We start from the raw sequence: 13,694 nt of genomic DNA on the forward strand, positions 1-13,694 counted from the left end.
TGAAAAAATAGAATATAAAGTATCTAAAAAAATAACAACCTACCAAATGGAAGGCTGTGATTTTTTTAAATACTTTTGATTATATCCCACTCAAATTTAACCTTATAGGCAATGTATAGCCAACCCGTACACGCTCACCACGTAGCATACCAGGTTTACATTCGCTAAGCTTTTTATTGTTCAAAGAGCCATATACACACACATAGATCGGCTTCTTCAGCAGCTCCTTTTCCTTCTTAAGTTAGCTTGGATAAAATACGATCATTTTTCAATCTATTGTTGGGGTATAGATAAAATGCCGAATCGATCAATTTACTTTCATCACTAAAGTTCCCAAGACCCTTGAGTGTGCCATTTTCATATAATTCATATTTTTTACCTAGAAAATTGAATGGTGCGCCCACTCTTACTTATCGCATCTAGTTTTAGTAAGTCATTGCGTAGATAGTACTCCGCTATTCACTAAACTTTATCCTTTCCCAATGCATCGATATGAATTGCTCTTAAAAAATAAGCCGAGTCTTGTTGCTTTGTTTCTTTTCCATCTTTCCTATGGTAGGTCGTAAACATAACCTGTGCAGAAAGGCTACATAAGCAAAGATTGAACAGCAGCAAACAGAAGAGTGTCAGTCCAAAATGCAAATAATACCCCATCATAATTGTTAATACAGGGGTAATATTAACAATTATCCAGGATCGTTAAAAAACTAACCGGTTAAATAAAGTTTAATTTTATCGCTAGGGATTGCAAAACACTTCTTTTATGTTATCCACATTATGTTAATAAAATTGTGGATAACATAAAATCCGAAAGTTATTATCGTTAACGCGCAAGATTTAGCCGTATGGGCAAGGTATACCCCACCCTTACAGCCTCCCCTCTCCGAATGCCTGGTTTCCATTTTTTAAGCATCTTTACAACACGGATACCCGCCTCGCCCGTATTAAATCCCAAATCTTTCTTTAGTTTAATATCTTCAATTTGACCATCTCTGTCGACCACAAAATATATTTCCACCACTCCACTTACCCCATTTTTAACGGCTTCTTTGGGATAGTCATAATTTTTAGCAATAAAATTCAATAACTTATATATACCCCCAGGATATTCGGGTTGCACAAAATAGGTCTTTGCATCATAGTTAACGAGCTCCCCATTTTCTTTTATTTTACTGCCCTTTAATAACTTTCCTTTATGATACGTTTCGACAAAAGTTCCGTTATCTGCCGCACCTTTCCATTCACCCTCACGCAAATTATTGACCATCCTCCCCTCTTCAAAATTATCGTCACTGCCTTCACGTAAACGAATTAAACCATTTCCATCCGTCAAGGTTTTATTCGTTAACGAGTCAAAATAAGCCACATAAATAGGATTTTCTGCAATCCGGTCGCCTCTTTTATCTATTGAGCTAGGGTAAAACACCGTCAACTCAGGCTTACGGTTTGGGTACCAATAGTATGCAGAATCGATCAGTTCACTCTGTTCACTGAAATTTTCAAGGCTCTTTAACACCCCATTTTCGTAAAACTGAGATTTCTGCCCCTGAAACCTAAATGGGAAACTGGCGTCTTTGCTGGTGCCTTTTAACTTAATCGTATTGTTATTGATATAATACTCTTCAACAACATAATATTTTTTATTTTGCTCACTTACAGAACGAATGATACGTTTAAAATAGGCAGGGTCTTTCGCAGTTATCTCGTCCCCATCTTTCTTATGAAATGTTGTATCGATATCTTGGGCTACCGCAGCCTGCAGACAAAAAACCAATAGTACAATGAGGCAAGCGAATTTCAACAACTGATTTAAATAATATTTCATAAAATGTGTAGGATAATAATTATACAAGCTAATTTACATAATTAAGATGATGCTTCAATTAAGTGGAGAGTAAAAACAGTTTTCCACAGCATGTTAATAACATTGTTGATAAGTTCAAAAGCACATAAAGATTAATAAAGACAAAAGGCATTAAACATAAAAAAGCCACATCATCCCGACGTGGCTAAAATAAACATATGAATTTAATTAAACAGTTTCTATTTATACGAGTTTACGGAGCTTGCAACCTTCCAGGTTCCCGATTCATTGATTAATGTCACTAGATCTGTTTTCGTGAAATCGTCAAACTTCATGGTGATACGCGCTACCATATAGTTTTCAGATTCCTCGAGTACCTCGGTACTTGTGCTGCAGTTCAATTTTTCACCTTTTTGCTTTTTCAGGAAGGAAATGACTTCCGAACGGCTATTGGTACGTGCAGCTTTCCCCTGGACTTTTTGATTGAATTCGGATGCGAACAATTTTTCTACGCCCTGAGATGCACCTTCTGTCATTACGGATACATAACTATCAATGGCTAAATCGGCTGTAGAAAGGTTCAATGCTTTACCAGGGTCTGCTGCTGCCATTGCGAAAGTTGATAGTGTAATCAATGCTACTGCTGCGAATGTCTTTACTAAAGTTTTCATAATTGCTATACTTTATATTGTTAGTTTTTATCTCTTTTCTTATTGTCGCAAGGATCTTGATTTTGTTGCATCATTTCCTTTAAGATTCTGATTCAAAAGTAAGACAACTCAGCATTCCATTTTATTACATTTAGATCAACGGAATAAAAAAGTCGGTAAATGGAGGTAAAGGAGCGGTAAATGGATATCCGCTCCGGAAGGAAAAACACAGGTATGGGCTAGCGTTACTTTTATAACTGGAAAGCAGCTAGAATAGTTGCAGGCGTGCAATCAACTTCATTGAGCACATTGCACCGTCGTCCATTTTTATGGAGATATATGATCGTAAATCCAACCAGGATGGGTGTACCAACAAATTCCTTGCATGGAATGCTGATCGTCTTGGCCGGAATTGGATCCTGTCCATAGACGATATCGATTTCCCATTCTTCATCCTTTACTTCTATAAACTCCCTTTTTTTGAAATTAAAAGAAAAGGTATGAAATTTAAAGGCGATAGCATTGCAATCTTTGGGCAGCAGTAATGCTCGGTTAACGTCAAATATTGGAAATGATATTTCGATCTGGTTCTCCTCCGTTAGGTTAACCGTTGGATCAATACTTAGCGCATCCTGCATATGGCAATTTTCGTTAAATTGGAAATTTACCAATCTGTCGAGCCTACAGTTGTTTAGGCACAGTGTCCCCCTATCGTCATTGATATTTGTCTTCATTGCCCTATAAATCTGTCGATTCAAGCGATTGCCCATTTGTCCATCGTGCAGCTCTTGATGCACTAACCCAAAAGCCTGCCTAATTGCAGCACCTGCGCGACTCGCCTGCCCAAAATCTTTACCAGCTTTCTTCGTTTCGTCGTTTTGTTTCACACGATGTGGTCTACCTTGAATGTAGTTCTTTGTTCCTACCTTTCTGCTTACCAGTGGGCCGACCAGTCCACGGATGTAGCCATTATCATTTATTCCCATACAATAAATATACCACCAAAAAGACCCTATGTCAAGTATCTTGTCCATTTTTAAGGATTTCAGAAGCTGCAGCACATAGCAATTATAGATTTGAAAATTTAGTAATACCTTTTTGGGATTGGTTATGAATAATTCCTAACCTTCTTCTGACTGCAAGCAAGGTACAGACAGGATGTCTGTACAGTGAAAGCAGCCTTAAAAGGTGGACTCAACGTGGACTCACTGTGCACACAAGGTGGTTACAATACGGAGTTGATCGTAAGTTGGTATGGAGTTGGTGTCAGGAATAAAAAATTATTTACGTCGAGGGACTAGATTGAACTTTGAGAATAATGTAAACGATTGGATATAGACGCTACGACCAAGGAATGTATTTTGCAGCCCTGGAGCGACAACGTTTTCCACAACGTTATTAACACTCTGTGGAAAACCCCGAACACATCAAATTTTATACGGGAAATAAGACGATACACTAAGTTCGTCCCTCAAGATAGAGATATACGTGACTGGCGGTCTATGTCACTTTCTTAGTCTTACTTTCCACAAATGTAAGCGTCAATACTCCTAAAATGAGGTAACCTCCACTGCTTCACCTCGAAAGTACATATCTATAAGATGCTGACTTACTATTATTACCAACATAATAAAGCAGTAGGTGAGAAATAACATACGGCAATTTTTCATTATTAGCTTTAAGGACTTGTTAACCTCCAAGTTAAATAAATTATTTTTAAAAAGAGCATGAGCAGAAGGATAACATGAACTATCATTCCCGAACTACTCAACCACTTTGATATTAGGCTCAATCTGCCGCAATTTGTCAATAAACTCGGTTGGATTTTCTGGATCAATGAATATATCATCAATCACATTATAATGCAAGATCATTCCTTTTCTATAGGGCCGCAAAACGGTGAATCTCATCGATCCAAACCAAAATACCTTGTCAGTCTCTACTTTACGAATGGAGTTGACATCAACAGAATCTGTTCCCCAGATACTTTTAATAAACAGTTTATTGTCTTCAATCCAATAACGTTTATAGAAGAAAGTGAAATACCAGGTTAAAGCAAATACGGCAAACAACAATAATGCCCCCGTATATAAACCTCGATGCAAATCTTCGTAGGATATCATGGCAATAAAAATAATCGCTCCCGTCCCCCAAATATAGCTACCGAAGGGTATGTGTGTTTTAAATACTTCTCTCATAAAATTATGAAAATACCTGTAACTTTAATTATTTTTCAATTAAAAGAACAAAATCAATGTTCTATCTTCTTATCATTTTACTTCAATATTTGGGTTAAGATCCAATAGTTGTCTTAGAAAACCGCTATCCTCTCCAACATTTATAAATAGCTCTTCAGATCCATTAAGATACAATTTCATACCCCTGCGATAGGGGATCCAAAAATAAAGACGTCCATTTTTTATTAGCCAATCGACTTTATTCCTTTCAACTCTACTGACGGCCTCCAAATTAATCTGCTTGGATTTTATTACCCCTCGAATGAACAAAGTTTGGTTCTCGATCCGATTTGCCTGTAAAAGAAGAAAAAACACCACATCGTTGCAATGATAAAACCTATTAACAGTGTTCCTATATACCAGTATCGGTTTGTTGAATCATAGGACAAAAAGACAGCAAAAAGAATCATTCCAAGGGCCCAGACATAACTACCAAAGGAAATATAGGGTTTGAAAATTGAATTTATTCACCTCCTGTTGGAGTTCCTTGATTCGGCTCACTTCCAATTTCTTCGTCTATTTTATCAGGTTTTGGCAGTACCCTAACCAAAACTTTTTTAAGATTAAACGGAATATTATTTTTATCAACTTCACTCTTATCCAAAACCAGACTATTCTTAATCCCCAAATAGGACATTTTATATACTTCACTAGTTGATGAACCTGATAAAACCAAATTATTTCCATCGATCGCATAAGTATAATCTGTCTTATTGATTGCCAAATTATTCCGTCGCTCTTCTACAGTAACCTGATTGCCATGAAAATTAAATGTTGCATAATTTCCGTTATCATTCGGTTTATATTCAAGATAGGATTTAAAGGCCAACACTCCTTTCTCATTTACCTGCTGTTCGGCAATAATCCGAACATACCATACCCCTGAGATTTTATCCAATTCGGACTCCTCTTTTTTACAGGAGAAACTTAAAAAAACAAAACTTAAAAACGCCAGAAAAACAAATTTACCTTTCATAATAATCTACTTTAAACAACAATCGGTTAATCATCAACTAGAAATTACACAAAAATTGAGCAGCCAGCAAGGCTAAATCACTGACTGCTCAATATCATTATCTCAACTGAAATGTCATTACAATATCGGGATTCTCGACTGAAGCAACGCTTCCGTACAATATTCCTCCGTCTAGATAATAGTCTAGTTTAAAACTATTCTTCAATAAGAACGAGTGCATTTGATCCAAAATCGCTGAAGTATAGCCTCCCGAAGCCGCAGTTTTCAACGTGCATTTATAGGTACCTGTAGCTTCATCCAACGTATAGTTATACACTATTGTTGTCAACCAACCCGAACTTCCGCCATTCTGGCTTGAGAAACCTCTAAGTTCTATTCTTGAATTGGCAACATCCCAACCTAATTCCATATATCCTGAATTGAACACGTAGCCCGTACCAGAAGCCAATCCATTGTGGAAACGCTGCAAAATGGTAAGACCACTGGCTGATGTTCCTGGATAATATGTTTTATAAGGACTTCTCATGCCAACATATTTACTGCCCATCAACTTAAATAATGGTAATATTGGCTGAACTGAATTCTTAATCTCATATTTAGTACCTTTACTATCAACCAGATACATCTTCCCATTCTCTGCCAATATGGAAACATAAGTAACCCCTCTATAGGTCAGTCCCCCATCTATAATCGTAACGCCATCTAATGCAAATGCATACTTACCTTTCACTGCAGATGTAGTACCATCAGCCAATAATGATGCAAACTCGATACGTTTTCCATTGGTATTATTGCTCAATGTATTTACAGTGACAGCCATTTTGTATGTACTGTTTCCATCAGCAACATCGATATATGGATTAGCATTGGTTTTAAAATAATCCACGGTATTATCCAGGGATTTCTTGAGGTTACCAGCTTCATAAGCAGATTTTTCGGCTGCTGTTGCTTTTATCAATACAAAGGATTGTCTAAATCTTTTTCCAATGAAACCTAGCGTATCTCCTTTTGAATAGGCAAAAGCAAACTCGAGATCACTTTTGTAACCGTCACGTGTTACACCATTAAATGTTGACGAACTTGGATCATTCAATAACGAGATATAATTAAACGTATCGAATATCAGTGTTGCTCCATTATCTTGTTTTATACGATAATTCGATTTGGCAGCCGTCGTTGCACTTGCAGCTGTCAAATCAGCCATCATATTGACCTCTTGTTGGCCATTAAAATTAAGGTAAAATGAATATCCTCCACCTAGACCTGTTCCTAAAACTGCTTTCCAACCGTTTGTGGCAGTCTGTAAAACAAAGGAGATCGAATCAATCTTTTCTTTCATTCTAATTTCAGGACGTTCGCCGAAAGTCAGATCGTCATTTTCATTTTTACAAGCTACCATAGCAACTAGCAATAGTAGCGGATATAAGAGTTTATTTAACTTCATTATAATGTCTGTCCTAAAGTACCATACCAATAGTTCGTTGCGTTGTCTTTCTCATAAAAGGCGCCCAGGTTATTATAATCAACTGGATCTACATTTGCATTTAACCAGCTTGCAGTAAACACTTTATTCGAAAAATATGACAATAAACTCGAATTAAAAGCTCCCGCAATATTATTTGCATTTTGATAATTTCCTGTGGTTCCGGCTTGATCAGCTTTTGTTAGTTTTAAATCACCTGTAGATTTATCATAAGTGTAGGAAAATGTAAAATCGGCATCAAAGGTACCGGACGCAGACGTGTAGTTGACACGGATAGTTGCCTGAGTAGATGCATCAAAGCGAACAGATATACTATTCAGCGTTCTGTTCGATGCAGCTAAGCCCGTTCTCAAAGCACTATAAGCACTCGAAAAAGCACTCGAAGTACCATATTTCGTATAATAGGCATTGGAGAGATTCATCGTCACCGTTTTGTATAAGCTTGATACATATGGGCGGATACTTAACGAATTATCCGTTGGAGCTGTTCTTTTCATATACTCTTGAACTTCCTTCTGTAATGCTCTGAAATCCACTTTCAGTCCTGTGGTGAAGTAATTGACAACATTCGCTTCTTTCTGCTTCAGCTTCGTTTTTCCTAATGTAGAAGAACCACTTGCATAATTATCGTACCATGCCTGTCCTTTAACCAATAGATGGGCAGCAACCTCGGCATAGTCTTCCGTATATTTACCCATCGCATAAGATGTTACAAAACCATACTTCTTTGCTGTATCTGCAGGTATCTTCGCCCAATCAGCATTGTAATCGGCTTTGGAAATCGACTCGAAATCTGTAGGAATAGCAACCAATTGGTTCAAAATATGGGTAAACTCATGATGAATTACCAAAACCCCAAAATTAGGGGACTGTGTATTTAAAGAATATAGTGTAACCCGTCTGCCGGCTGCTGCTGTTCCCGCAACACCTGTTCCATCTGTAGCCAATGAAGGCGATCCAAACAACACCCATTCTTTCGGCACATAGCGTTTTATAAAGGTTTCGCCTGCAACTTTACGGTAAGGTAAGATATAGCTTTCCAGTACCGCAGTCATAGCTGGTTTCACCTTATCCACATAAATTGGCGTCACATTCCGTTCTGCATCGTGATAATATCTGTTGTAACGGTACACAACATCAATATTATACTCATCAAGAAAAGTAGTTTTCAACCACGCATCCAATTCCGTATTGGTTTGAGGATCGTCGTCATTATAGTTTGAAAAGTCTACCTTTTTAACTACCTCCTTCTGACAAGAACTGTAAAGGAAGATAGCCAAAAACAAAATCAATATTTTACTTAATATTTTCATAATCTAGTTATCTAGGGTTTAATTCTACTCCGGCTAATTTAACTTCTTCCGGAAGTTGGAAAATTCGTCTTGGATCGCCGGGTTTCAGTTCAATGGATGTTTCTATTCCCTTCGCGTCAATGACATTATGTACTACGGTTAGATTTCTTCGAGCGATATCAATCCAACGTAGACCTTCCTGTAAAAATTCAGCTTTTTTTGCTGTCAGTACGGTTTGTATTAATCCCTTTTTCGGATCTGCCTCACTAAAAAATGCCATGATCTTAGGAAGAGTTACCTGATGCGTACTGGGTACATAATTTCTGATTTTTGTGCTATAAAATGTATTCAGGTCGTCTAATGATGCCTGATAATTTCCTAGCTCAGCATACGCTTCTGCTCTATTTAATATTGTTTCGTCCAATGTCAGCAGCGGTTGCATGATATAAGGGAATCCGATACCAGGTCCGGTATAGAAGAAGTAATATAACCATTTATACGTTGTATAATTTGCGGTGCTGTATGACAATACTTTGTTCGCCAATGTTCCCCCAGTTACATTAGGTGTATTAAACATTGCTGTTAATGCTGGGCCATATCCGTAACGAGGGCTTTCATTATAAGTCCAGGTTGAATAACAGTTTGCCAACAACAAGGTAGATTTCACATCTGATTTTGTAAATCCTTCTCTAAATACAGCACTTTCCTGATTTTGCATTGTTGTATTTATGGGTCTCAATTTCGTTAAAAAATCTCCGCCCGAAGCTAAGGTCGCATGGTCAACCGCTTTTTGCCACTCTCCCAAGAACAAATACAAACGAGAAGCAAAAGCATGAGCAGCTTCAGCCGTGAAATGATATTTTGGTACCTTATAAGCTGTTGACGACAATAAAGGCAGTCCTTCTTCCAAGTCCTTTACAATATTCTCATAGGTTGACTTCACTGTTCCACGCTCATATTGCTGCAACACCTTTTCACCTGGTTTTGTTACATAGGGAATACCAGGGGAATCGTTTGCTCCACCGATCTCATAGTTTTTTGCAAAGAAAATGGCCAACATATGATGAGCGTAAGCGCGCGCAACTAAAGCCTCTCCTTTATATGGATTGGCTGCAGCGCCCAATTTGTATGTTTCAATGGATTCTAATGCTTGGTTAGCCGCAGAAATTGCTTCATAACAGCCGTTCCAATAATTACTGGACGTATTGGTTCCTGCACCAATAATATCTTCCCAGGCATACGGCCTATCACGTGTATCGACAGAGTTTCCTACTCCAGGTCCTTTATCAACAGCATTGTCCGATGCGGATTCTGCAAAAGAAAGATAATCAGCTGAAGGATATGCAGTCCCAACCAATTGGGCAACTTTTTGTACCGTATTTATCTCGGTTCGGTTATCCGGTTCTTTATCTAAATATTTATTACAAGAAGCCAATAAAACTAGGGCTCCGATAACTCCAATGTGAATTCTATTAAAATTTTTCATTTTTTACTTATCTTAAAATCCTACTTTTAATGAGATTGTAACCTGTTTTGGAACCGGTAAAGCAACACCTCCTGTGGCAAAAAACTCAGGGTCCTGTCCGTGCAATCTCTTATCCGCCATAATTGTCCAAATGTTATTTGCAACGACGTTAATACTTGCATTGGTAATACTCATCCGCGAAATAAATTCCTTTGGCAGCGCATACCCCAACGATATATTTTTCAACTTAATATAATCGCCATCTACGACTCGTTCAGTTGAATAATTGTATGCATTGTAAGGATATGCAGCACTTACTTGTGTACCAGATGCACTAACCACATTGGTTGCCGAAATTGGATCCAATAGGGCCGGTATCGTTGTTTTCAGCTCATCTCCCGGCATGATCCAACGGTTTAACATGTCTTTTGTCATAACAGACATGTCATCATATGACGATCTGATCGAGGGTTTTAGACGTAATTTGTTTCCCGCAGAAAAGGTCAATAGACCGGAAAGTGTAAAACTTTTATAAGAAAATGCGTTGAAGAAACCTCCCGTAAATGTTGGCTCAACGGGTCCTTCATACTTTAAATAATCTAGGATTTGACTCTGTAAGTATACATTCGTCGTCTTGATACCATCCGTTCCAATGAAAGTTGGATATCCATATTCTGGATTTAAACCATCAAATTGAAGAGAAAATAAGCTACGTTGTGAATAGCCCTGCACAGCTCCACCTGTATTTGAAACTGCCCGCCAGATATTGGGATTAATATCCAAACGCGTGATTTTATTCTTATTAAAAGCAAAGTTAAAGTTGGTCTTCCACCTAAAATCTTTGGACTTGACAGGAGTACCTGTTATAGCGACTTCAATACCCTTTGCATCCATATCGGCATAATTGGCTGTCTTTGTATACTCTCCGTCAATACCTGAGGTTTGAATTGAACCTAAAAGGTCATAACTCTTTCTCTTATATAAATCGACTGTTAACCCGACCTTGCTTTCGAACAAGCCCATATCAAAGCCTAAATTGAACTCGTTCATTTTTTCCCAAGTCAATTCTTTATTGGCAATATTGGATATATAAGTTAGCGTTTCTTGATCCACAATCTCGCGACGTCTCGCTATTTGATTATAGAACACCGCAGAAGAATTTGTTGCATTACCCATATTGGCGACCATACCATAAGTCGCACGGACAGATAGATTGCTTAAGAATAAATCTTTCGGCCAGAACTTTTCTTCATCAACATTCCATTTTCCCGAAACGTTCCAGGTAGGCAACCAACGTGCTGTGCGCGATTTACCCATTTTATTAGAACCATCGTAACGGACAGTTCCATTGACGGAATATTTTTGTTTATATGCATAGGCCGCTCGCAAACTATATCCATTAAACCGGGTAAAGTTGTATCCCATGCCATAATAAGGTTTGCCCTCTTCTCTTGCTTCTTTAAAATATTCATATGCTGGAACCGCCAATCCTCCGTTCTCATAGGAGTATCCAACGCCATCAAAAAATTCAGCTTGACGGTCCGTTGTGATCATTTCCATATTAGCGAAAACATTGACATTATGTCCTCCATTAAATTCTTTATTGAATTCTAAATCCTGGCGGAAATAATAATATTTTAAATTGTCGTTATTAATTTTATAAAATCCACCCTCTGGTAAAACACTGATAGGTAAATCGTTTGGAAAGGCGGGGTTGTTATATAACTTATCATTTGAGCCTACTATGGTTGCATCCGACATGGCTCTAAAGGACTGTACGTAGTTTGAGTTCTCTTTTAAAAAGGTTTGATTTTCACTTTTTGAGAAACGATATGCTCCCGTAACAGCGTATGAAAGGCTAGGAATAATCTTATATTTCAGAGCACCCTGCACTTTGAAATCGATCATACCAAGTTCCATATAATTGTTGTTCACCTCATTTAGGATGTTAAATGGTGCATAGTCACGTGTAAAATATTCAAGATCACCATTCTCGTCATAAGGTGTAATCAAACGGCTCGTACCAAGAGCGTAATTATATGGATTGATATCATAACCGCGATAATAAGACCCATATACAGGATCTGATTGTTGGTTTACAGTACCAGGTGTCTTTTGTTGTCGAATAGATCCATTTCCTAATACTTCGGCGCTGAATTTGTCATTGAATTTATAGTTAGACCTAAAATTACCCGTAAATCTTTGGACGTTATTACCAATCGTCATCCCGGGGTCTTTCAAATAAGAAACAGATGAATAATTTTGAGTCTTCTCAGTACCGGAAGAAACGCTTAAGGAATGTTCCTGAACAAATGAATTTTTGAACAACAGATCAAACCAATCGGTATTTGCATTTGCGTAACGTGTCAAGAAATCGACCTGACTCGGAGCGTCATTTCTAAGTCCGTATGTTTTCGTTGTCTCGTCATATTCATACAGCTTATTGTACATTTTATAAAAGACTCCACCATTAGCCCCTCTTGAAGCACTTGGAATTTGGTAATATCCCTTATTCTTCAACTCTATCATGACCGCCATTTGGTCATATGAAGTCATTACATCAAAATTATTATAACTCGGTTTAATATAGGATGTAAAATTACCCGTGTAGCTTACATGCGGTTTGCCTTCAGAAACCTTTCCTTTTTTGGTGGTTACAACGATTACTCCATTCATTGCCCGCGCACCATACATCGCCGTTGCTGCAGCATCCTTTAAAATATTGAAACTTTCGATATCGTCAGGGTTGAGCCCTGCAACAGAGGACCCTAACAGGGTATTCATATCTCCGGTTGATAACTGCTCATTGGAGATATTAACCACATCTTCTAAAATAATACCGTCGATCACCCAAAGCGGCTTATTATCCCCTGATAATGAAGTTGCTCCACGTACACGAATCTTCGGTGCCGCCCCAAAGGTTCCCGAAACATTTTGAAGGGAAACACCCGCAACTTGTCCTTCGAGCATTCTAGAAACATCAGGTACCCCAGCGCGCTCAGCATCTTTGGCATCTACTCTGGTCGCAGATCCTGTAAAAAATTTTCTGTCAATATTTTGATAACCAGTCGCAACAACATCGACCACATCTAATTGATTATCGAGCGATTTCAAAATAATGGGAACAGTCGTACGACCGCCAACAGAAATTTCAGCACCTGCATACCCAATATACCGAACAACTAACGTCGAATTTAGAGGGGCATTGATTTTAAAACGTCCCTGCTCATCCGTCTGCGTAGAAACTGAAGTTCCTTTAACAGTAATTGTAGCACCACTCAATTCTTTCCCGTCTTTATCTTTTACCGTTCCAGAAATAGACTGCTGCTGCACTTCTACAGGAACAGTTAGACTAAAGTTCTTTAAATTACTATTGACTGAAATGGTATTGGCAATAATTTTGTATTCAATATTATTAGCCTTCAAAACGGCATTCAGAGCTTCTTCGACTGATGCATTTTTAACATTAACAGAAATTCGTGCTTTAGAATTTAGATTTTCACTATACAGCACACGTAAATGGGACTGCTTGGAGATGGCAGAGAGTGCTTCTTCAATGCGGGCATTGCGCATATTTAGCGTAACTTTTTGCGCCGTGCTCTTTGCATGTACGCCAGTTACAAATGCGAATAGAAGACATGTACTAATTTTCATAATACGTAATGGTTTGCAAAATCGTGGGTCTTGAGGGATCAAGGACCACCTTTTGCTAAGTGGTAAGTTATTCATACATTTACACTTTGTGGTTAATTGGGGTTTAATTGTTCAATCTTTAGATTTAGGGCCT

10 protein-coding genes are annotated in these 13,694 nt (G+C 38.0%); all 10 read right to left on the reverse strand.

What is annotated here, in order from left to right; all coding sequences use genetic code 11:
• Positions 1 to 462: 462 nt before the first annotated feature.
• On the reverse strand, positions 463 to 657 hold the full coding sequence (locus AAW12_RS26160) for a hypothetical protein (RefSeq protein ID WP_156167509.1): 195 nt from the start codon (positions 655 to 657) through the stop codon (positions 463 to 465).
• A 166-nt stretch (positions 658 to 823) separates the two neighbouring features.
• On the reverse strand, positions 824 to 1,825 hold the full coding sequence (locus tag AAW12_RS25285) for an energy transducer TonB (RefSeq protein WP_053003497.1): 1,002 nt from the start codon (positions 1,823 to 1,825) through the stop codon (positions 824 to 826).
• A gap of 218 nt (positions 1,826 to 2,043) precedes the next feature.
• Positions 2,044 to 2,475, reverse strand: coding sequence for a nuclear transport factor 2 family protein (locus tag AAW12_RS02305; RefSeq protein ID WP_084823047.1), 432 nt, complete (start codon positions 2,473 to 2,475; stop codon positions 2,044 to 2,046).
• Positions 2,476 to 2,705: 230 nt separating this feature from the next.
• Positions 2,706 to 3,488 (reverse strand): hypothetical protein, encoded by a 783-nt coding sequence (locus AAW12_RS02310; RefSeq protein WP_156167511.1) that lies wholly within the window; start codon positions 3,486 to 3,488, stop codon positions 2,706 to 2,708.
• A 729-nt stretch (positions 3,489 to 4,217) separates the two neighbouring features.
• A complete protein-coding gene (locus AAW12_RS02315; RefSeq protein WP_046672014.1) occupies positions 4,218 to 4,652 on the reverse strand; it encodes a PH domain-containing protein in 435 nt (144 codons plus the stop codon).
• A gap of 502 nt (positions 4,653 to 5,154) precedes the next feature.
• Positions 5,155 to 5,667 carry a hypothetical protein gene (locus AAW12_RS02325; RefSeq protein ID WP_046672016.1) on the reverse strand — a complete coding sequence of 171 codons (513 nt, stop codon included), beginning with the start codon at positions 5,665 to 5,667 and terminating at the stop codon, positions 5,155 to 5,157.
• Positions 5,668 to 5,764: 97 nt separating this feature from the next.
• The gene (locus AAW12_RS02330) at positions 5,765 to 7,111 is read right to left on the reverse strand and encodes a DUF4302 domain-containing protein (RefSeq protein ID WP_046672017.1); all 1,347 of its coding nucleotides are present in this window, start codon (positions 7,109 to 7,111) and stop codon (positions 5,765 to 5,767) included.
• Positions 7,111 to 8,463 carry a substrate import-associated zinc metallohydrolase lipoprotein gene (locus AAW12_RS25290; protein WP_053003498.1) on the reverse strand — a complete coding sequence of 451 codons (1,353 nt, stop codon included), beginning with the start codon at positions 8,461 to 8,463 and terminating at the stop codon, positions 7,111 to 7,113. Before AAW12_RS25290 ends, AAW12_RS02330 begins: the two co-directional genes overlap by 1 nt.
• A gap of 7 nt (positions 8,464 to 8,470) precedes the next feature.
• Entirely contained in the window at positions 8,471 to 9,928 is a 1,458-nt protein-coding gene (locus tag AAW12_RS02340) for a RagB/SusD family nutrient uptake outer membrane protein (RefSeq protein ID WP_046672018.1), read from the reverse strand.
• Between the two features lie 12 nt (positions 9,929 to 9,940).
• Positions 9,941 to 13,561, reverse strand: a complete 3,621-nt coding sequence (locus AAW12_RS02345; protein ID WP_046672019.1) for a SusC/RagA family TonB-linked outer membrane protein — start codon at positions 13,559 to 13,561, stop codon at positions 9,941 to 9,943.
• Between the last annotated feature and the right edge of the window lie 133 nt (positions 13,562 to 13,694).

Source organism: Sphingobacterium sp. Ag1, assembly GCF_000988325.1.
In the GTDB taxonomy this organism is placed as follows: domain Bacteria; phylum Bacteroidota; class Bacteroidia; order Sphingobacteriales; family Sphingobacteriaceae; genus Sphingobacterium.

What these genes read in the sequence shown, in the direction of transcription:
- AAW12_RS25290 (WP_053003498.1), bottom strand. Translation starts at nt 8,463, where the DNA reads ATGAAAATATTAAGTAAAATATTGATTTTGTTTTTGGCTATCTTCCTT.
- AAW12_RS02340 (WP_046672018.1), bottom strand. Translation starts at nt 9,928, where the DNA reads ATGAAAAATTTTAATAGAATTCACATTGGAGTTATCGGAGCCCTAGTT.
- AAW12_RS02315 (WP_046672014.1), bottom strand. Translation starts at nt 4,652, where the DNA reads ATGAGAGAAGTATTTAAAACACACATACCCTTCGGTAGCTATATTTGG.
- AAW12_RS25285 (WP_053003497.1), bottom strand. Translation starts at nt 1,825, where the DNA reads ATGAAATATTATTTAAATCAGTTGTTGAAATTCGCTTGCCTCATTGTA.
- AAW12_RS02310 (WP_156167511.1), bottom strand. Translation starts at nt 3,488, where the DNA reads ATGGACAAGATACTTGACATAGGGTCTTTTTGGTGGTATATTTATTGT.
- AAW12_RS02345 (WP_046672019.1), bottom strand. Translation starts at nt 13,561, where the DNA reads ATGAAAATTAGTACATGTCTTCTATTCGCATTTGTAACTGGCGTACAT.
- AAW12_RS02305 (WP_084823047.1), bottom strand. Translation starts at nt 2,475, where the DNA reads ATGAAAACTTTAGTAAAGACATTCGCAGCAGTAGCATTGATTACACTA.
- AAW12_RS02330 (WP_046672017.1), bottom strand. Translation starts at nt 7,111, where the DNA reads ATGAAGTTAAATAAACTCTTATATCCGCTACTATTGCTAGTTGCTATG.
- AAW12_RS26160 (WP_156167509.1), bottom strand. Translation starts at nt 657, where the DNA reads ATGATGGGGTATTATTTGCATTTTGGACTGACACTCTTCTGTTTGCTG.
- AAW12_RS02325 (WP_046672016.1), bottom strand. Translation starts at nt 5,667, where the DNA reads ATGAAAGGTAAATTTGTTTTTCTGGCGTTTTTAAGTTTTGTTTTTTTA.